Annotated in this window: 20 protein-coding genes; 3 read left to right on the plus strand and 17 right to left on the minus strand. The window is 62.4% G+C overall.

All coding sequences use genetic code 11. The annotated features are described in order from the left end of the window. Positions 1-36: 36 nt before the first annotated feature. The 4 genes from DDE76_RS11395 to DDE76_RS11410 all read right to left on the minus strand — a co-directional run bounded on the left by DDE76_RS11395 (position 37) and on the right by DDE76_RS11410 (position 3,044). Entirely contained in the window at positions 37-807 is a 771-nt protein-coding gene (locus DDE76_RS11395) for a class I SAM-dependent methyltransferase (protein ID WP_104891804.1), read from the minus strand. A 204-nt stretch (positions 808-1,011) separates the two neighbouring features. Next, the gene (locus DDE76_RS11400; RefSeq protein ID WP_104891805.1) at positions 1,012-1,590 is read right to left on the minus strand and encodes a hypothetical protein; all 579 of its coding nucleotides are present in this window, start codon (positions 1,588-1,590) and stop codon (positions 1,012-1,014) included. Between the two features lie 28 nt (positions 1,591-1,618). After that, positions 1,619-2,110 (minus strand): peroxiredoxin, encoded by a 492-nt coding sequence (locus DDE76_RS11405; protein WP_104891806.1) that lies wholly within the window; start codon positions 2,108-2,110, stop codon positions 1,619-1,621. Positions 2,111-2,207: 97 nt separating this feature from the next. Beyond that, on the minus strand, positions 2,208-3,044 hold the full coding sequence (locus DDE76_RS11410) for a protein-disulfide reductase DsbD domain-containing protein (protein ID WP_104891807.1): 837 nt from the start codon (positions 3,042-3,044) through the stop codon (positions 2,208-2,210). Positions 3,045-3,162: 118 nt separating this feature from the next. On the opposite strand from DDE76_RS11410, the gene DDE76_RS11415 reads away from it, so the two are divergent. Continuing rightward, positions 3,163-3,738, plus strand: a complete 576-nt coding sequence (locus DDE76_RS11415) for a YqgE/AlgH family protein (RefSeq protein ID WP_104891808.1) — start codon at positions 3,163-3,165, stop codon at positions 3,736-3,738. Between the two features lie 24 nt (positions 3,739-3,762). On the opposite strand, the gene DDE76_RS11420 is transcribed toward DDE76_RS11415, so the two are convergent. The 12 genes from DDE76_RS11420 to coxB all read right to left on the minus strand — a co-directional run bounded on the left by DDE76_RS11420 (position 3,763) and on the right by coxB (position 16,626). Beyond that, positions 3,763-6,642, minus strand: a complete 2,880-nt coding sequence (locus DDE76_RS11420) for an EAL domain-containing protein (protein ID WP_104891809.1) — start codon at positions 6,640-6,642, stop codon at positions 3,763-3,765. A 181-nt stretch (positions 6,643-6,823) separates the two neighbouring features. Next, a complete protein-coding gene (locus DDE76_RS11425) occupies positions 6,824-7,453 on the minus strand; it encodes a GNAT family N-acetyltransferase (protein ID WP_104891810.1) in 630 nt (209 codons plus the stop codon). A 4-nt stretch (positions 7,454-7,457) separates the two neighbouring features. Further along, the gene (locus DDE76_RS11430) at positions 7,458-8,720 is read right to left on the minus strand and encodes a M16 family metallopeptidase (protein WP_104891811.1); all 1,263 of its coding nucleotides are present in this window, start codon (positions 8,718-8,720) and stop codon (positions 7,458-7,460) included. Positions 8,721-8,771: 51 nt separating this feature from the next. Next, a complete protein-coding gene (gene thrC, locus DDE76_RS11435) occupies positions 8,772-10,163 on the minus strand; it encodes a threonine synthase (RefSeq protein WP_104891812.1) in 1,392 nt (463 codons plus the stop codon). Between the two features lie 72 nt (positions 10,164-10,235). Further along, positions 10,236-11,009 carry an SURF1 family protein gene (locus DDE76_RS11440; RefSeq protein ID WP_104891813.1) on the minus strand — a complete coding sequence of 258 codons (774 nt, stop codon included), beginning with the start codon at positions 11,007-11,009 and terminating at the stop codon, positions 10,236-10,238. Then, on the minus strand, positions 11,006-11,359 hold the full coding sequence (locus tag DDE76_RS11445; RefSeq protein ID WP_104891814.1) for a DUF983 domain-containing protein: 354 nt from the start codon (positions 11,357-11,359) through the stop codon (positions 11,006-11,008). The genes DDE76_RS11440 and DDE76_RS11445 overlap by 4 nt, the downstream gene beginning before the upstream one ends. 69 nt (positions 11,360-11,428) lie before the next feature. Then, positions 11,429-12,265 (minus strand): cytochrome c oxidase subunit 3, encoded by an 837-nt coding sequence (locus tag DDE76_RS11450; protein WP_104891815.1) that lies wholly within the window; start codon positions 12,263-12,265, stop codon positions 11,429-11,431. A gap of 2 nt (positions 12,266-12,267) precedes the next feature. Continuing rightward, positions 12,268-12,834, minus strand: coding sequence for a cytochrome c oxidase assembly protein (locus tag DDE76_RS11455; protein ID WP_104891816.1), 567 nt, complete (start codon positions 12,832-12,834; stop codon positions 12,268-12,270). Beyond that, positions 12,834-13,019 (minus strand): hypothetical protein, encoded by a 186-nt coding sequence (locus DDE76_RS11460; RefSeq protein WP_104891817.1) that lies wholly within the window; start codon positions 13,017-13,019, stop codon positions 12,834-12,836. The genes DDE76_RS11455 and DDE76_RS11460 overlap by 1 nt, the downstream gene beginning before the upstream one ends. A gap of 2 nt (positions 13,020-13,021) precedes the next feature. Then, positions 13,022-13,951, minus strand: a complete 930-nt coding sequence (locus DDE76_RS11465; protein WP_104891818.1) for a heme o synthase — start codon at positions 13,949-13,951, stop codon at positions 13,022-13,024. A gap of 66 nt (positions 13,952-14,017) precedes the next feature. Next, positions 14,018-15,712 carry a cytochrome c oxidase subunit I gene (gene ctaD, locus DDE76_RS11470; protein WP_104891819.1) on the minus strand — a complete coding sequence of 565 codons (1,695 nt, stop codon included), beginning with the start codon at positions 15,710-15,712 and terminating at the stop codon, positions 14,018-14,020. A 23-nt stretch (positions 15,713-15,735) separates the two neighbouring features. Further along, positions 15,736-16,626, minus strand: a complete 891-nt coding sequence (gene coxB / locus DDE76_RS11475) for a cytochrome c oxidase subunit II (protein ID WP_104891820.1) — start codon at positions 16,624-16,626, stop codon at positions 15,736-15,738. Between the two features lie 355 nt (positions 16,627-16,981). Between coxB and DDE76_RS11480 the strand changes: the two genes are divergently transcribed. After that, positions 16,982-17,482, plus strand: coding sequence for an invasion associated locus B family protein (locus DDE76_RS11480; RefSeq protein WP_104894731.1), 501 nt, complete (start codon positions 16,982-16,984; stop codon positions 17,480-17,482). Positions 17,483-17,500: 18 nt separating this feature from the next. Further along, positions 17,501-17,746: a PilZ domain-containing protein gene (locus tag DDE76_RS11485; RefSeq protein ID WP_104891821.1), complete on the plus strand. Its 246-nt coding sequence runs from the start codon at positions 17,501-17,503 to the stop codon at positions 17,744-17,746. 157 nt (positions 17,747-17,903) lie between these two features. Here the strand turns inward: DDE76_RS11485 and DDE76_RS11490 are convergent, their stop codons facing one another. Further along, positions 17,904-18,167 (minus strand): DUF1127 domain-containing protein, encoded by a 264-nt coding sequence (locus DDE76_RS11490; RefSeq protein WP_104891822.1) that lies wholly within the window; start codon positions 18,165-18,167, stop codon positions 17,904-17,906. Positions 18,168-18,275: the final 108 nt, after the last annotated feature.

An 18,275-nucleotide genomic window follows, 5' to 3' on the forward strand; every position in this document is an offset into this window, starting at 1 on the left:
AGAAGGCCCGGAGCCAAGCTCCGGGCCTTCCCTTTCCTAGCCCAGCTTCACCGCCTTCAGGCCCAGAAACAGCGGAAACTCACGCGCAGCGCGCTTGTCGGCCCGGCCGTTCTGTTGGGCCGTGAGATCCGCCACTTCCTTGATGCCTGTCACGGCCAGACCTGCGGCATAGAGGGCAGTTACATAGTCGCCCAAAGGCCGGTGATAGCTCCGTGTTGTCCCCTGTCCATGCGCCTGCATCGGTATGGCCAGGCGGGACAGATAGCTGTCCAGCCGCCGGAACTTCAGCCCGCGATCTTCGTCCCAACCCCAGCCACTCTGGCGGGGTATCCGAAAGCAAGGATGGAGCATGACCATGGCCAAGCGTCCACCGGGACGGAGCAGTCGCGCTGCTTCCTCTAGCGCTTCTTCCAGCGGATTGATGTCCTGGATGGAAAGCAGAAAGGCCGCCGCGTCAAACGCGCCACCAGTCAGCAGTCTGTGCTCTGGCAGGCAGGTCACGTCGCCCACAAGAAAACGCCCATGACGGACATGATGGCGTCGCGCTTCGGCAATCAATCTGGGCGCCAGGTCGACCCCGATATAGCGGGTGCCCAGCCCCGCCACCGGCGGCGCCAGAATGCCGTGGCCGCAACCAAGATCAGCAAGGCGCTCACCCGCCTTGAGTTCAAGCAATTCAAGCAGCAGGGGCACTGCCAGGGTGCGATGGTAGTGACTACCATCCCGTCCTGACCAACCGGCATACCATTGTGCGACAGCGTCCCAGCTCTGCGAGCGGGCGCGATTGAAGTTTCTTTTATTGGTCATGAAAGTCTCGTTGGAACTCGAAAGCTGTTCGAGTGACGAGACGGTGCCGTTTCGGCGTTCAGGCCAACAGCTGAACGGCTGAAACACCGCACGCAATGACGTTCCAGCGGCGGACCACCAGAACAATCATGTTATGGACCGGCACCGCCGTCAGGCGGTGCGGATGCGGATATAGAAGATGGCGGTGCGTGTCATATTGTCTGCTTATCCCCTGGTATCGAAACCGACCCAGATGGTGATGGATTCGCCGCCCAGATAGGGGATGGTCACGTTCTCGACGACCTTGACGAATTCGGCGGTCTGGCTAGGCGGGGTCAGCGGCACGCTCAGCGTATATTTCTCCGAGAAGATCGCCTGGCCGTCACGCTCGACGGCAAAACGGATCGGCGCGTTGACGCTGGACTGCGAACCGGCGGGCCCCAGCAGGACGCGTCCGGTAACGCCCATGTTGACGGTGATCTGTCCGTTCGAGACCACGCAATTGCGCGAGGTCTCGTCGATCACGCCCTGATATTGCAGGGCGTTGGCATCACCCACCCGACCGCCGCCATAGTAGTACATCGCCTCGCCACCGCGCCGCACCCGGATCGGCGGGCATTCGGTCGCGATGACCGGCAGGGCGCTGGTCTGGGCCTGGGCAACGGCTTCTGGCGTTGCGGCGGCGTTCTGCAGATTGGCGTTCGAGGCGGCGCCGCCGCCGAACATGGAGCCCATAGAACAGCCGGCCAACAGCACGGCTAGCCCGCCAAGGGCAGAGAAACGCAGGGTGGACGTCAGGGTCATGGTCATTGTCTTGCTTGGCTCCTGGCGACTATGCAGCGGCTTCTAGAGCCATGAGAATAGCGGGTGCGCCGCTGGTCGTCACGCCAGGCGCATCTTCCACAAAGACAGCATCAACCACACCTTTGCGAATAATCAAGGCGGCGCGTGCAAAACGCGTCCCCATACCGGCGCCGCTCAGGTCCTTTTCGAGGCCAAGTGCCTTGGCCAGGGCACCATTGCCGTCGGCGAGAAAGGTAATGTCGTCAAGCGCCTGGGAGGCCTCGGCCCAGGCCTTGACCACGTGGTGGTCATTGGTCGATGCGCACACGATCCGGTCGACACCGGCGGCGCGCAGCTTGGCCGCGTTGGTGACAAAGCCGGGCAGATGGTTGACATGACAGGTCGGAGTGAAGGCGCCCGGCACGGTAAACAGCACAACTGTTCCCTGCCCCAGCACCATGTCACTGGTGGTGTCTTGCACACCGTCCGCCGTCACAAGCTTGGTCCCAACGGACGGGACCGGATTGCCGCGTTCGATCATCGGTGGATTTGCCCCATAACTGGCGGCCGGGCCGCCTTACTCCATTACGCTTGCACCTGCGATATGCGGCATTGGCCATCGACACAAGGCCATTGGCCTAATCGGCCAATTCGTCCACACCCGCATCAGCGCCGGTTTCTAGTGTCCGGCTGACCTGATAGGCGCCCCTCGGCGACATGAAGAAGAATTCAACCTCCATGCCTTCCAGGGCACTATTGTCGGTTTTGCCCAGGATGGGAAGCAGCACTAGATTGTCTTGCGGGCTTTTTTGCGGCGCCCCGAACAGGGGACCATCCAGGTCGGTCGCCGCGATCAGGCTGGAGGGATCGACAATGCTTGGGTCGATTTCCACGGCAATCGCGCCGGCGTCGGGCAACAGCGTCGCCACCCCGATCGGCTGACCGGCACCATCCCAGGCAATCGGCACTTCGGCAAGAGCCTGATCGATCCGCAAGGCATTGGCGCTGTTGGGCGCCATTTCTGCCACCGGCAAGGTCAGGCGCGCCTGGGCCGGCACGCAGATATCCGAGCAAACGCCAAGCGTGGCATCGATATCGACCAGCCCATTCTCGCTGGCCACAGCCAGTTCGAGCGGCAGCACGGTGTGTCCATAATAGACATAGTCGAGATATCCGGCGACGTTCTCGCGCTGGGGCAAGGGCCAGTGCTGACCGATCAGGGTCACGCCCCTTGATCCGGCAAAGTCGAGCTCAAGCGGCAGGCCTGTCTCTCCGGGCACGCGCCAATAGGTCTTGGTGTCCTCCGGCATATCGATTTCAAGCGCAAAAAGCGCCTTGCCGGAGGCATCAGGCGCGCCCGCGCTGATCAGCCGCACGGCCACGCCGGGCGCGATCTCCTGCCATGCAGTCTCACCCGCCTGAGCGGGCAGGCAGGCAAGGCAGGCGGAGACAAAAAGGGCAATGGAAATTCGCATGACATGGCATTAGCGCAGGTAAGTATGAACAGCCAGATAGCGCCGCATCAGGCCTTCGTGAAGGATGTGACGAGGCGTGCGCTTGGCAGGCCGGAACCCGGCGCATACTATTGACCCCATGAAATCACTCGAAGGTCAATTCCTGGTCGCCATGCCCGACATGGTCGATGAGCGCTTCGCCGAAAGCGTGATCCTGATCGTGGGTCACGGCGAAGAGGGCGCCATGGGCCTGGTGGTCAATCACGAACTGGCCAATCTGCGCTTTGCCGATATTCTGGACGAGCTCGATCTGGGCGATCCGGACGCGGTCATCCGCCTGCCCGACACCATTCGTGATCGTGCGGTGATGCGCGGCGGGCCGGTCGAGAAAGGCCGCGGCTTCGTGCTGCATTCGGGCGATTACCACAGCGGCAATACCTACAAGGTCACCGAGGAAATCGGCCTGACCGCCACGCTCGATATTCTCAAGGCCATGGCCTTCGGCCCCGCGCCAAAGGCTGCGCTTTTTGCCCTGGGATGCTGCGGCTGGTCGCCGGGTCAATTGGAAGACGAGATCAGCGCCAATGGCTGGCTGACCGTCCCGTTCCAGCGCGACCTGCTGTTCGAGGTTCCGGTGGAACGCCGCTACGACGAGGCCCTTGCGAGCCTCAATATTACGCGGGCCACATTGAGCACAGAGGCCGGACACGGGTAACTCCCCGCGCCAGAAGCGGAGTGCTCACTTCCCCATCTGTGCGGCGAGCTTCTTACCCAATTCGGCACCGACAATAGCCGGACCGAAGGCAAAGCCTTGGGCATAGCGGCAATTGAGCTGGCGCAGGCGCTCGATCTCGTCGAGACTTTCGACACCCTCGGCAATGACCATCAGATCGAGATCATTGGCCAGGGCCACAATCGCGCGGATGATCGGCCCCTGGGTATGGGCAATGCCGGTATCGCTGCCCATCCGCACGAAAGGCGCGGGAATCTTGATGGTATCGAAGGGGAAGCGATGCAGATAGCTCAGCGACGAGTGCCCCGTGCCGAAATCATCAAGCGCCAGTCCCAGCCCCATGCTGCGCAATGCTTCGAGCATATAGGCCGAGTGCTCGGGATTGGTCATCACCTGGCTTTCGGTGATTTCGAGCTTGAGATGGCCGGCTAGGTCCCGATCCTGCGCCACCAGGTTGCGCATGTCAGTCAACAGGGTCTCAGTGGCCAATTGGGTGGGCGAGAGATTGACCGAGATGAAGAATTCGTCTGGCAAACCGATCGTGGTCAGCCAGTCCTTGGCCTGTGCGGCAGACTGCTCGAAGGCCAGCCGCCCGAGCTTTTCGATCTGGCCTGAACGTTCCGCCAGCGGCACGAATTCGTCGGGAGTCACAAGGCCTCGCGTCGGGTGGTTCCAGCGCATCAGCGCTTCGGCGCCGGCGATCTGGCCAGACTGGATATCCATGACCGGCTGGAACTGCACATGCAACTCACCCTGCTTCAGCCCGCGCTCCAGATCTTCCTCGCTGGCCTTGCTGTAAGACGCAATCGAGCGGGCGGAGGCGCGATAGGCCTCGATCCGGTCGCCGCCCAGCCGCTTGGCGTAATACATCGCCAGTTCAGCGTCGCGCAGCACATCGGCAGCGGTCGAGGGATTGCTGTCATAGATGGTGACGCCGATCGAGGCGGTCAGCACCAGGTCGCGGTCGCCGAAATTGAACGGGGCCTTGAGCGCCTTGCGGATCTGCTCGGCGGTCTCGGCAATCTTGGCGGCCGCCTGTTCGGAGGCCAGGATCACCGCATACTGGTCGCCACCGATGCGTGCCACGGTATCAAGCGGCCGCATGATGCGGGCAATGCGGCGCGATATAGCGAGCAAGACCGAATCCGCCGCCGAATGCCCGATACGCTCCTCAAGTTCCATGAAGCGGTCGATATCGATCAGGAACACGGCCGGCTTTGTGCCACCCGGGGTGCGGGCGCGCACCAGCGACCGCTCCAGCCGATCCAGGAAGAGCTGACGATTGGGCAGGCCGGTAAGGCTGTCATGCACCGCGTCATGCAACAGGCGCTCGCGCGCCGCACGGTCCTCGGTGACATCCTGCAGGGTGCCGACGATGCGGTTGACCTGGCCATCGCCGCCCAGCACGGGTTTTACCCGCATACGGAAGGTGCGGTAATTGCCATCATGACTGGCGACGCGCATGTCGGCCGACACCTTGCCGCGGCGCAGTTCGACAAGCGTGTCGAAGGCGGTGCGGAACCGGTCGCGATCATCGGGATGCACCCGGTCGAGCCAGCGCTTGATGGCCCCGCGCAGCGCGCCGCGCTTTTCACCCAGCCGCGTCGTCAATTCGTCGCTGACCGTGACGCGGTCGCGCTCGATATTCCAGTCAAAGACGAAATCGCCCGAACCGGTCAGGGCCAATGCGCGGCGTTCCACCTCGCTCAGCGTGCCGATCGACACCTGACCTTCCGAGAAGGCATGCTGGACGGCGGTAAAGCCGAGCAGCATGACGATCAGCACCAGGCCACCGCCCACGGCGGGCTGGGCGACGTCATTGGTCACCTGTCCCGAGATCACCAGCCAGGCATAGAACAGCCAGGCGATGTAGATGATCCAGGTGGGCACCAGCAGCACCGCGCGGTCATAGCCGCGCAAGGCCAGGAGCAGGATCAGGAAAAAGCCCGAGACGCCCAGCAGCGCCAGCACCAGCCGGGAGATGGTTGCGGCAATGGCGGGCTGGAAGAAGGCAAACAGGAACAGCGCCAGGAACAGCGCGGCCAGCCCCAGGGCCAGGTGAATGAACCGCAGATGCCAGCGATGCAGGTTGAGATAGATGAACAGGAACCCGGCCAGCGTGGTGGCGATGCCCGCCTCGGCCGCCGCGCGCCAGGGTTGCATGCCATTGGCCGACAGCCCCAGAATGCGCCCCAGCAAGCCGAAGTCGATCAGCAGATAGGCCAGCACGGCCCAGGCAAAGGCTGCCGTTGCCGGGAACACACCCCGCCCCTTGACCACGAACATGATGGTGAGAAACACCGAGGCAAGCGCGGCCACGCCCAGCACCACGCCACGGAACAGGGTGAAGGCGTTGATGTAGTCGCGATAGGCGTTCGGTTCCCACAGATAGAACTCGGCCAGATCGTCGGATGCCAGCTCGACGATCACCGTCATGGTGGCGCCGGGGTCCAGCGTCACCTCGAAGACATCGGCTTCCGGGTCGGGCTGGCGCTCGGGCCGGATCCCGGCGCTGGGGGTAATGGCGGTGACGCGGTTTTCTCCCAGATCGGGCTGGAAGACGCCCGAGCCCGGCAGGCGGAAAAACGGCGCCACGAGAAGGCGCTGGATCTGCTGGTCGCTGTCATTGCGTAACGCGATCAGCGCGAAATAGGGGTTGGTCTCGGGGTCGCTGGCCAGCACTTCGATGCGGCGGATGATGCCGTCGGCGTCGGGCGCGGTGGACAATTGCACGCGCCCATCCTGACCGGGCACGATTTCGACCACGTCGGACAGATTGACTGCGTTGACATCCTCGGGAACCGAGATGACCTCGAAGCCCTTGACGGGCGCGAGGCCAAACAGCGCGAACGCTAGACAGAACGCGAATGCAAGAAAATGACGCATCAAAAGCAGTTAAATCCGGCGCTAGGCTTCTTTATGGCGGCAGTCCGGTGACAGCGTGTGCGGTGCGGACAGGCCCTTGTCTTCTTGATCCTCCAGCGGAACGTTCACTTGGTACGAGAGATTGACGCTTGCGACAAGCGTTCGCCGCTGTTGCCAAGGCGCAACACACAGGGATTTGGCGTCAGGCGAAGCGGGAATGATCGATATGGCGCTGGCCTAGCCGCGCCAGTTCCCAGCGCTCGCGGGTCAGGCCCATCAGCACGTGATCTTCCCAGCGCCCATTGATCTGCAGATAGTGCTCGGCAAAGCCTTCTTCGACAAAGCCGTTCTTTTCCAATACGCGCCGCGAGGCGATATTGCCGGGCAGGAAGGCGGCATGAATGCGATGCAGGTCGAGCGCTTCGAAAATGAAGGGCACCACCACGCCGACTGCCTCGGTCATCAGGCCCTTGCCGGCATGGTTCTGCCCCATCCAGTAGCCCAGACTGACGAACTGGGCGGCGCGGCGGCGAATATTGGACAGCGTGATGCCGCCCACCAATTGCTCGTGCCGCCCGCCGGTTAGGAAAATAAAGAAGGTGTAGTCGGTGCCTTCTTCCACCTCCTGCCGGGCGCGGCGGACGCGCATGGCATAGACGCGGCGGGCCAGGTCGAGCTCGGTCCAGCGCGGCTCGTAAGGGCGCAGGAACTCCTGGCTGTCGCGGCGCAGCCTGTACCAGGCCTCGTAGTCGCGCATTTGCGGCAAGCGCAGCAAGACGCGCTGCCCGCGCAGGGTGACCAGAGGCGCCGGCGAGGACCAGGGCCAGAACATGGGATCAGCGCTTGAGCGTATCGCCGATGCTTTCGACATCGGCGAGGCGGCTGATCGGCCCGATACCGGCAAGCGTCGGGGTACCCGAGGTGAAAATCTGTTCGGCCACGTCACGCACCCGCTGGGCGGTGATGCGGTTGATGCGCTCCACGGTCTCGTGCATTTCGATGGGCCGACCCCAGAGGATCTGCTGGCGCGCAAGCTGGCCGGCGCGGGCGGAGGGGCTCTCGAGCGACATCAGCAGCCCGGCGCGGATCTGGTTGCGTACGCGCACCACTTCCTCATCGCTGATGGTCTCGGTGGCCCGGCGCAATTCATCGATCACCACCGGCACAAGCTCGCCCACTTCCTCTTCCCCGGTGGCCGCGGCGACACCAAACACGCCGCTATCGGCAAAGGCCCAGTGGAAGGAATAGACCGAATAGCACAGGCCGCGCTTCTCCCGGATTTCCTGGAACAGGCGCGAGCTCATGCCGCCGCCAAGAATGGAGGCCAGCACCTGAGCGGCATAAAAGCCGTCCGAATTATAGGCACGTCCCTCAAAGCCAAGCACGATATGGGCCTGCTCGTGGTCGGAAATCAGCCTTTCCTGGCCGCCATGATACTCGGCCCGCTGCGGGTCCGGAGCGCCATTGGGCGCGAGATCGGCAAAGCGCTGCTCGGCCACCCGCACCAGCCCGTCGTGATCGACATTGCCGGCGGCGGCAATCACCATGCGGTCCCCCACATAGTTGCGGCGCATATATTTGCGGATCATGTCCGGGTTGAACTCGCGCACCGAATCCACGGTGCCCAGAATGGTGCGGCCAATGGGCTGGGTGGGATAGGCCGCTTCCTGGAACAGGTCGAAGACATGATCGTCCGGATTGTCGCGCGCCGCGCCGATCTCCTGGACGATCACCTGCTTTTCGCGCGCCAGCTCGCCCTCGTCGAGGGTCGAATTCTGCAGGATGTCAGCCAGAATATCGGCGGCCAGAACGACATCGTCCTTGAGCACCCGGGCAAAATAGCCGGTATGCTCGATGGATGTCGCGGCATTCAGATCGCCCCCGACATTCTCGATCGCCTCGGCAATCTCGAGCGCCGAGCGCGAGCTGGTGCCCTTGAAGGCCATGTGTTCGAGCAGATGCGAGATGCCATGCTCGGTCTTGCGCTCGGACCGCGCCCCGGCCTTCACCCAGACGCCCAGAGAGGCGCTTTCGAGATGGGGCATATTGTCGGTGAGCACCACCATGCCGTTTTTCAGGGTCGTTGATCTTACGCTCACACTGGTCCTCCTGAACCGGCGGCCGAAACGACCGCGGCTCTTCCGTGTCGTTCAGGCGCGGCTGCGGGCCGCGATGAAGTCTTCAATCTGGCGCTGGTCATTGTCCAGCACCGTGACCCGTTCGGGCCGCTCGTAGAGATCACCCAGCCAGTCGGGCAGCGCAGGCTCGATGCCCGATGCCTCGGCCACCGCGGCTGGAAACTTGGCCGGATGCGCTGTTGCCAGCGTGATCATGGGAGTTTGGCCATGCGCCTGGCTGCGCGCTACCCCGACGCCGACGGCCGTGTGCGGGTCGAGCAGATAGGCCGACGCCTTCCGGGTGTCGGCAATCACCTTGCGGGTCGCGGCCTCGTCGGTCGTGCCGGCGACGAAATCCCGGCGAATGGCCGCCATGGCCGTGTCGGGCAGGTCGAAGCCGCGCGACTGCTTGAGGCCCGCCATCATGCGATTGACCGTATCGGCATCGCGTCCCACGCTCTCAAACAGCAGACGTTCGAAATTGGACGAGATCTGGATATCCATCGACGGGCTGATGGTGGGCGCAACGCCCGCCATCTCGTAGCGCCCGGTGTCGAGCGTGCGTTTCAGGATGTCATTGGCGTTGGTAGCAATCACGAGCTTTTCGATCGGCAGGCCCATCTGCCGGGCGCAATAGCCGGCGAAGATGTCGCCGAAATTGCCGGTCGGCACAGTGAAGCTCACCTTGCGCTGGGGTGCGCCAAGGGAAACGGCAGCCGTGAAATAATAGACGATCTGCGCAACGATCCGGCCCCAATTGATCGAGTTGACGCCAGACAGGCGCACCCGGTCACGGAAGCCGTGATTGTTGAACATGGCCTTCACTGCGTCCTGGCAATCGTCAAACGTGCCTTCGAGCGCGATATTGTGGACATTGTCGTCGAGCACCGTGGTCATCTGCCGGCGCTGCACCTCGGAGGTGCGCCCCTTGGGGTGCAGAATGAAGATGTCGGTGGTGTCACGCCCGCGAAAGGCCTCGATCGCCGCGGAGCCAGTGTCGCCCGAAGTGGCCCCGACAATGGTCGCGCGCAGGCCCCGTTCGGCGAGGATATGATCCATCACCCGGCTGAGGAACTGCATGGCCACATCCTTGAAGGCCAGCGTCGGGCCATGGAACAGCTCGAGCACGAAATGGCCCGGCTCCAGTTCCACCAGTGGCGCCACCGAGGGATGGCGGAAGCTGGCATAGGCCGCGTCGATGATGGCTTTGAGCTTGTCCGCGGGAAGCTCGTCGCCGGTAAAACGCGAGATGACCGCATAGGCCACATCGGCATAGGGCTTGCCGGCAAAACCGGCAATCTCGTCGGCGCCAATCTGGGGCCAGGCGGCCGGAACATAAAGACCGCCATCAGCGGCAAGTCCTGCCAGAACTGCGTCGGAGAAGCCGAGCGCTGGCGCCTGGCCGCGCGTGGAAACAAACTGCATCGGGGGGAAGAGCCCTTCTAGAATTGTCGCAACCTAGTCAAACCAGACCGGTGCTGCAAGGTTTGGCCTGTATCAAGCGGATGGTACCGGCGCCCGGCGTTGCCGCCACAGCCAGAAACCGAGCATCACGACCGCAACAATGGCAAAGCCATACCAGGTCAGTGCATAGCCGAAATGATTGTTGGTGAAACGCACCACCGTCTCCCCGCCCTGAGGCAGGTCGCCTGCGCCTGCAGCCAATAGATCAACATAGAAGGGCGCGATCGGGGCCAGGGCCGGATCGACCATGGCTGCCAGCCGCTCGGGATTGCGCACCCATTCGATGCGGTCGGACATATTGGGCTCCGGCGCCATGAAGCCGACCGCCTCGCCAGGACGGAACAGCCCCGCAATGGTCACGCTGCCCGGATCGTCGCCGTGCAGATCGCCGAGCGCCGCCTGTTCCTGATATTGTTCGGGCACGAAACCGCGATTGACGAAGACCGTTCCGCCGCTATCCAGCTCGAAGGGCGTGACCACCCAGTAGCCGGGCCCCGAGAAGCGGCCACGCGCATTGGCGAGGCTGGTGAACACTGTCACCGTCTGCGTGTAGCGATAGCTGCCGGTAAGGGTGACGGGCTGGAAGTTCCACTGCTCCATATCGAGCGTAGCCCACGCCGCTGCTTCCGGCACGGTGGCCGGTTCGGAGTTCAGCCGTTGGTCGACGGCGGCCACCAGGGCTTCTTTTTCCGCAAGCCGGGCCATCTGCCAGTTGCCCAGAAACACGCAGACAACGGCCAGCACCAGCATCAGCACGGTGAACAGCCAATCAGTCCAGCGCAATTGGCGTGTGGCCTTCTGACTCATAGGCGACCCTCATGGGCATCGTTGGAATATTGCAGGTCGATCAGGACGCCCTTGAACGGGGGCAGCAGCACAAGACTCAGGACGACGGTGGTGGGCAACCAGATCAGCAGATGCACCCAGGGCTGCAGCGTCCAGATCGAGCCCACCAGCAGCGCCAGGATGATGACCAGTGGCGCCACCAGAAAGATCACGAAGACCGCCGGGCCATCGCCGCTATCGGCAAAGTCATAGCTCAGGCCACAGGCTGCACAGGCCTGGCGCAGCTTGAGATAACCAGAGAACAGCTTGCCCCTGCCGCAATGTGGGCAACGGCAGGCCAGCCCTGCAAGGATTGGATTGGGCTCGGTCATCGCGCAGCTCCCCGAACAAAGCAAAAGGGCGCAGCCATGCCGCGCCCCCTTGTCGTCATAAGACTGGCCCTAATGGCTCAGCGGCACGCCCCAGGCGCCCCAGACATAGACCGAGGCAAACAGGAACAGCCAGACCACGTCCACGAAGTGCCAGTACCAGGCGGCAAACTCGAAGCCGAGGTGACGTTCCGGGGTGAACTGGCCCATTTCAGCACGGATCAGGCAAACGGCCAGGAAGATCGTGCCTATCAGCACGTGGAAGCCGTGGAAGCCGGTCGCCATGAAGAAGGTGGCGCCATAGTAATTGCCCGAGAACGAGAAGGCGGCGTGGCTGTATTCAAGATACTGCACGAAGGAGAACAGGATGCCCAGGGCAACGGTCAGCACCAGGCCCCAGCGCAGGCCCTGGCGGTCGTTTTCCAGCAACGCATGGTGCGCCCAGGTGACGGTGGTGCCCGAGGTGAGCAGGATCAGCGTATTGAACAGCGGCAGGTGGAACGGGTCGAACAGCTCCACGCCCATCGGGGGCCAGTGACCACCAGTCGCGGCGACACGGGCATATTGCTCGATATCGTCGAGGCGGAAGAAGCCATCGAAATAGGCCCAGAACCAGGCGACAAAGAACATCACTTCTGAAGCAATGAACAGCATCATGCCGTAGCGGTGGTGCATCTGCACGACCGGGGTATGGTCGACGCCGTTATTGGCTTCCTTCACCACGTCGGCCCACCAGGCGTAGAATGTGTAGAGCACACCGGCCAGGCCAATGAAGAACAGCCAGGGTGTCCAGTCCTGCATCCAGGCGATGGCACCGATCATCATCACGAAAACCGAGACCGAAATTACGAACGGCCAGGGGCTGGGTTCGACCATGTGATAGTCATGGTTCTTCTCAATGGCAGCCATGGTCAGCTTCCCTCACTGTCTGAAGCGTAGAACGTATAAGAGAGTGTGATCTCTTTGATGGTGTCGAGTTCGCGGTTCTCATCGATATCAGGATCGACGAAAAACACGATGGGCATTTCAACCGTTTCACCAGGCTGAAGCGTCTGCTCGGTGAAGCAGAAGCACTCGATCTTGTTGAAGTAGTAGCCTGCTTTTTCTGGCACCACGTTGAAGATCGCCTGGCCGGTGACCGGCTTGTCCGAATTGTTGGTTGCGATGTAGTTGACCGTATCGACCCGCCCGATCTGGTCGGTGATCGGCGCTGCCGGGGTCACGGTCCAATCCAGTGCGCGGTCGATATTGACGTCGAACCGGACCTTCATGTCGCGGGCAATGACACCCTTTGGATTTTCCGAGGCCACCTGGGTGGTCCCGCCAAAGCCAGTGACCTGGCAGAAAAGCTGGTAGAGCGGAACAGAGGCAAAGGCCAGCCCCACCATGCCAGCCGCCACGCCAGCCAGCATCACGGCCACGCGCTTATTGCGCTTGCCCGGATCGACCTGGTGGTAGGACGCGGTTGTATCGGCCATTACATTGCCCGGTCGAACAGGGCCGGACCCATCTTGATGATGGTCAGCACGTAAAAGGTCAGGGCGAACAGCGCCAGTGCGCCGGCCAGTGCCAGCGAACGACGGCGGCGTTGCTTGCGGAAGGCTTCCTGCTGCTCTTCGGTCATCCCGTTGGGGGCGAGCTTGGCGCCGGTGGATTCAGCCATGGTCAGATTACTCCCAGCCGCAAGGCAATATTGTCAGTCAGCAGCGCCAGGAACAGCACGAAGAGATAGCTCAGGGAAAAGGTGAACAATGTTCGCGCGGTGCGGCGCATGGAGATGCTGTCAGGCGCACGCAGCAGGCGCAGCGACAGCCAGATGAAGCTCAGGCCGCTCAACACGGCAACCGCGCCATAGATCCAACCCGAAAAGCCGAGCAGGTTGGGCAGCACGCTGGAGGCGGCCAGTACGATGGAGTAGCCGAAGATCTGCCACTTGGTGGATTTTTCACCCGCCACATTGGGCATCATGGGGATGCCGGCAGCGCCATAATCGCCCTGCTTGTAGAGCGCCAGCGCCCAGAAATGGGGCGGGGTCCACAGGAAGATAATCAGAAAGAGCGCAAAGCTCTCCCAACTCAGCGTGCCGGTGACAGCGGCCCAGCCCACCATGGGCGGAAAGGCCCCGGCGGCCCCGCCAATAACGATGTTCTGCGGGGTCGAGCGCTTGAGCCACATCGTGTAGACGACGGCATAAAAGAAGATGGTGAAGGCGAGAAATCCGCCGGCGACCCAATTCGTGGCCAGGCCCAGCAGGGTCACCGAGAATACCGAAAGGATCAGGCCGAAGGCCAAGGCCTCCCCGCCGGTCATCCGGCCAGCCGGGATCGGGCGGTTCTGCGTGCGGCTCATCACGGCGTCGATATCGGCGTCGTACCACATGTTGAGCGCGCCCGAGCCGCCTGCCCCGATGGCAATGCAGACAATGGCAACAAGGCCGACAAAGGGATTGATCCCGCCCGGGGCCACCAGCATGCCCACCAATGCGGTGAACACGACCAGTGACATGACACGTGGCTTCAGCAGCGCGAGGTAGTCCTCGACGCGTGCACCGCCAGCAAGGGCGGGAACATCACTGCTGTTGTCGATATAGGCCACGGGTCTTTCCTTGGTGAACGGACCGCACCCAGGGGCGCGATCCGCAATTCTGTCCGTCCGGAGCGCCTAGTGCGCGTCCTTGCTCTCGATCTTTGGCAGCGTCGAGAACTGGTGGAACGGCGGAGGCGAGCTCAGGGTCCATTCCAGGGTGGTCGCGCCATCGCCCCAGGGATTGTCACCGGCGGGACGCTTCTTCCGGCTCGCTTCCCAGGTGGCGTAGAAGAAGATGATCATCGCCACGAAGGTTACGTAGTAGCCGATAGAAGAGACGCGGTTCCACAGCGCGAAGGCATCGGGGTAGTCGATGTAGCGGCGCGGCATGCCGGCCAGGCCCAGGAAGTGCTGCGGGAAGAAGATCAGGTTCACACCGGCGAACATGACCCAGAAGTGCAGCTTGCCCAGGAACTCATTGTACATGTAGCCGAACATCTTGGGGTACCAGTAGTACCAGCCGGCGAAGATCGAGAACACTGCACCCAGCGAGAGCACATAGTGGAAGTGGGCCACCACGTAATAGGTGTCGTGCAGCGCACGGTCAGCACCCGCATTGGCCAGCACCACGCCCGTCACACCACCAACGGTGAACAGGAAGATGAAGCCAATGGCCCAGAGCATGGGAATGCGGAAGGTGATCGAGCCCCCCCACATGGTGGCGATCCAGGAGAAGATCTTCACGCCCGTGGGCACCGCGATGACCATGGTGGCGGCCACGAAATAGCGCTGGACGTCGAGGCTCAGGCCGGTGGTGTACATGTGGTGCGCCCACACGACGAAACCGACGAAGCCAATCGCCACCATGGCATAGGCCATGGCCATGTAGCCGAAGACGGGCTTGCGGGAGAACGTCGCCACGATGTGGCTGACAATGCCGAAGCCCGGCAGGATCATGATGTACACTTCTGGGTGGCCGAAGAACCAGAACAGATGCTGGTACAGCACCGGATCGCCACCGCCGTCAGGATTGAAGAAGGTGGTGCCGAAATTGCGGTCGGTCAGCATCATGGTGATGGCGCCGGCCAGCACCGGCAGGGCCAGCAGCAGCAGGAAGGCGGTGACCAGCACGGACCATGCAAACAGCGGCATCTTGTGCAGCGTCATGCCCGGGGCGCGCATGTTGAGAATGGTGGTGATCAAATTGATCGCGCCCAGGATCGAGCTCACGCCGGCAACGTGCAGCGAGAAGATCACGAAGTCGGTAGCGGGGCCCGGATGACCGGTGGTCGAGAGCGGCGGATACGCGGTCCAGCCGCCACCAAAGCCCAGCGCACCAGCAGGACCTTCAAAGAACATCGACATCACGGTCAGCAGCAGCGCCGGCGGCAGCAGCCAGAAGGCCACATTGTTGATGCGCGGGAAGGCAGTATCGGGGGCACCGATCATCAGCGGGGCGAAATAGTTGGCAAAGCCGCCCATGGTCGCGGGCATCACGGTGAAGAACACCATGATCAGCGCGTGGGCGGACACGAAGACGTTGAACATGTGCTTGCCCGCGTCGAGCGCCGCATCACCTTCAAGGCCGTAGGACATGGCGGCAAGGCCATGGAAAATCTGGATACCCGGTTCCTGCAGCTCCATGCGCATGGCACCCGAGAGCAGCCCGCCGATCACGCCGGCAACGATCGAGAACACGAGATACATGATCCCGATGTCCTTGTGGTTGGTCGAATAGACCCAGCGCCGCCAGCCCGTTGGGGTGTGGTGATCGTGGCTGGCCTGATCGTGCCCGGTGGCGTGGGCTTCGAGGTTAGCGGTATTTGCCATTGTCTTTTCCTCTGACCCTTCGCTTAGAGAGCCGGTAGCAGCGCGGCTGCTTCGGCATAGTTGCGGCTTTCGGCGAACGCGGTGATGAAGGCTTCATATTCTTCGGCACTCACCACACGCACGGCGATCGGCATATAGGCGTGATCCTTGCCGCACAGCTCGGAACACTGACCGTAATAGATGCCGGTTTCGCGCGCATTGAACCAGGTTTCGTTGAGGCGACCGGGGACAGCATCGACCTTGATGCCGAAGGAGGGCACCGCGAAGGCGTGGATCACGCCGGTCGGGCTGGAGGTCACCTGCAGACGCACGGTGGTATCGACGGGCACGACAAGCTCGTTGTTCACAGCCAGAAGGCGCGGCTGGCCGGGCTTGAGCTCGGCGATTTCCTCTTCGGAGAGAATGTTGGAATCGAAGGCAACGCCCTGATCCACATATTCATAGTTCCAATACCACTGCTCGCCGGAAGCCTTGATGGTGACACTGGCTTCAGGAACCTCGACTTCGCCGAGCGAGAAGATGTTGGCGCCAAGATATTTGCGCTCGCCATCGGGTACGGTCATCTGGTCGGACAGCACTCCGAAGGACGGGATGGCGATGACCACCAGGATCAGGATCGGCACGACCGTCCAGACCACTTCGATCAGCGTGTTGTGGGTGAAGCGCGCCGGCACGGGATTGGCCTTGGCGTTGAACCGCACCACGATGACCACCAGCAGGGCCAGCACGAAAAGCACGATCAGCGTGATGGTCCACATCAGGATGCCATCATGGAAGGCAACGATGGAATCCATGATCGGCGTCACCGATTCCTGCAGGTGGAACTGCCCCGGCTCAGGGTGGCCTCGGCCGACCTCCTGGGCAGATGCCATTGCCGGCACCAGCGCCATAGCGGCCGCGGAAACGGCACCCATCTTCCTAAAGAACTGCCCGGTCACCATATACCCCCTATCGACACGTTCTGGCGGCGTGCACCGAAGCAGGATTGGTTGAATAGCGGCATAGCGAACGCCGCCCCGACTCAACTTCGGAGCGCAAAACTCGTGCTTGACCTAAATCACATTGCTTACCCCGAGTCTATTCTGTGCGTGGGTGTGCGCACTGCGGCATATTGGTGCTGCCTGATGCCGCCCTCGCCTCATGCGCGCCGCAGTTTCTACCCACAACGGGCCGGAAATCAGGGGTTTGGTTGACAGCATCGAGTGCGTGTCGGAAACAGACTGACCCCACGCGCAATACGTCGATTCGACGGGAGAGTTGGAAGAAGTGATGGTCTGGGCAAAGCGGCTTGGTGTGATCGGTGCATGTGCAATGGCCCTTTTGGCGGCGCCCGCCCTGGCCCAGGGCACCGTGCGCGCCGAATATGGCGACTGGCAGATGAGCTGCGATACGCCACCGGGTGCCAGTTTTGAACAGTGCGCGATCATCCAGAATGTGCTGGCTGAAGATCAGCCCAATGTGGGCCTCTCCGTCATTGTGCTGCGCACAGCGGATCGTGAAGCGCGGCTCTTGCGCGTGCTGGCGCCGCTGGGCGTATTGCTGCCCAACGGATTGGGCCTGAATGTCGATGGCACCGATATGGGGCGCGTCGCCTTCGTGCGCTGCCTGCCGAATGGTTGCATAGCGGAAGTCGAACTCGATGATGACATCATCAGCGTGCTCTCCGAGGGCACCACTGCCATCTTCGTGGTCTTCAAGACCCCCGAGGAGGGCGTTGGCATTCCGGTCTCCCTCGATGGATTTTCCGAGGGCTTTGCAGCCCTGCCCTGATTGCGGAGGCACGATCGCGTGAGCAACGAGGAACGCGGGGCCCAGCGGCATCGCACCCTGAAAAGCGGCAAGATCGTCTTCAATGACGGGCGGTCCACTTTTGACTGTGTAATCCGCAATCTCTCGGACACCGGCGCCAAGCTGACCGTGACGAGCGCCTTTGGCGTGCCGCAGCGCTTCGTCCTGGCCATGGCTGATGGTCGCAAGCTGGATTGCGAACTGGCCTGGCACAGCGAAACCGAGATCGGTGTGCGCTTTATCTGAGGCAAAAAACCGGGCACATGCGCTGCACGGCCCGGCAAGTTTTCAGGAAACGGGGCCGGTGGGAAAACCGGCCCGGGAGATGGGACGCGCACCGGCAAAAGTGATCGTCCCAACTTTAGGTGCGGCCATCGCTGATGGCCGCGAATTCTCAATGTGCTCAGATGCGGGCGTTGCGGGCCCGGGCAGCATTGAGGACCATGCCGGGGGTGCGGCCATTGCAGGCCTGGCCGGCCTCGACAATGTCGCCACGAGTTATCCCGAGATCCTTGAGCTGGGCCGCATCGAGCTCCAGCAGCCCACGAAGCGTCTTGCGACGGGCGCGCGCCAGCTTCGCGCTGGCGAACCAGGCGGTAAGAGCACGTACAGGGGTGACGTGCGAGCCGGCCACAACTGACCGCTCGCCGGGAAGCGAGAGAGCCATATTCTTCTCCAATGGACAGGACTGGCCGCCGGAGGGAGGCCGGCGGGCGTCGACACGACGTTGTATCGATGATCCCTAGATAAGGCTCTGGACTTCCATTCGTCCAAC

The organism is Devosia indica (assembly GCF_003056405.1).
Lineage (GTDB): Bacteria > Pseudomonadota > Alphaproteobacteria > Rhizobiales > Devosiaceae > Devosia > Devosia indica.

What these genes read in the sequence shown, in the direction of transcription:
- coxB (WP_104891820.1), bottom strand. Translation starts at nt 16,626, where the DNA reads ATGGGTGCCGTTTCCGCGGCCGCTATGGCGCTGGTGCCGGCAATGGCA.
- DDE76_RS11410 (WP_104891807.1), bottom strand. Translation starts at nt 3,044, where the DNA reads ATGCGAATTTCCATTGCCCTTTTTGTCTCCGCCTGCCTTGCCTGCCTG.
- DDE76_RS11480 (WP_104894731.1), top strand. Translation starts at nt 16,982, where the DNA reads ATGGTCTGGGCAAAGCGGCTTGGTGTGATCGGTGCATGTGCAATGGCC.
- thrC (WP_104891812.1), bottom strand. Translation starts at nt 10,163, where the DNA reads ATGCAGTTTGTTTCCACGCGCGGCCAGGCGCCAGCGCTCGGCTTCTCC.
- DDE76_RS11420 (WP_104891809.1), bottom strand. Translation starts at nt 6,642, where the DNA reads ATGCGTCATTTTCTTGCATTCGCGTTCTGTCTAGCGTTCGCGCTGTTT.
- DDE76_RS11445 (WP_104891814.1), bottom strand. Translation starts at nt 11,359, where the DNA reads ATGACCGAGCCCAATCCAATCCTTGCAGGGCTGGCCTGCCGTTGCCCA.
- DDE76_RS11460 (WP_104891817.1), bottom strand. Translation starts at nt 13,019, where the DNA reads ATGGCTGAATCCACCGGCGCCAAGCTCGCCCCCAACGGGATGACCGAA.
- DDE76_RS11405 (WP_104891806.1), bottom strand. Translation starts at nt 2,110, where the DNA reads ATGATCGAACGCGGCAATCCGGTCCCGTCCGTTGGGACCAAGCTTGTG.
- DDE76_RS11395 (WP_104891804.1), bottom strand. Translation starts at nt 807, where the DNA reads ATGACCAATAAAAGAAACTTCAATCGCGCCCGCTCGCAGAGCTGGGAC.
- DDE76_RS11490 (WP_104891822.1), bottom strand. Translation starts at nt 18,167, where the DNA reads ATGGCTCTCTCGCTTCCCGGCGAGCGGTCAGTTGTGGCCGGCTCGCAC.
- DDE76_RS11455 (WP_104891816.1), bottom strand. Translation starts at nt 12,834, where the DNA reads ATGGCCGATACAACCGCGTCCTACCACCAGGTCGATCCGGGCAAGCGC.
- DDE76_RS11400 (WP_104891805.1), bottom strand. Translation starts at nt 1,590, where the DNA reads ATGACCCTGACGTCCACCCTGCGTTTCTCTGCCCTTGGCGGGCTAGCC.
- DDE76_RS11415 (WP_104891808.1), top strand. Translation starts at nt 3,163, where the DNA reads ATGAAATCACTCGAAGGTCAATTCCTGGTCGCCATGCCCGACATGGTC.
- DDE76_RS11425 (WP_104891810.1), bottom strand. Translation starts at nt 7,453, where the DNA reads ATGTTCTGGCCCTGGTCCTCGCCGGCGCCTCTGGTCACCCTGCGCGGG.
- DDE76_RS11440 (WP_104891813.1), bottom strand. Translation starts at nt 11,009, where the DNA reads ATGAGTCAGAAGGCCACACGCCAATTGCGCTGGACTGATTGGCTGTTC.
- DDE76_RS11450 (WP_104891815.1), bottom strand. Translation starts at nt 12,265, where the DNA reads ATGGCTGCCATTGAGAAGAACCATGACTATCACATGGTCGAACCCAGC.
- ctaD (WP_104891819.1), bottom strand. Translation starts at nt 15,712, where the DNA reads ATGGCAAATACCGCTAACCTCGAAGCCCACGCCACCGGGCACGATCAG.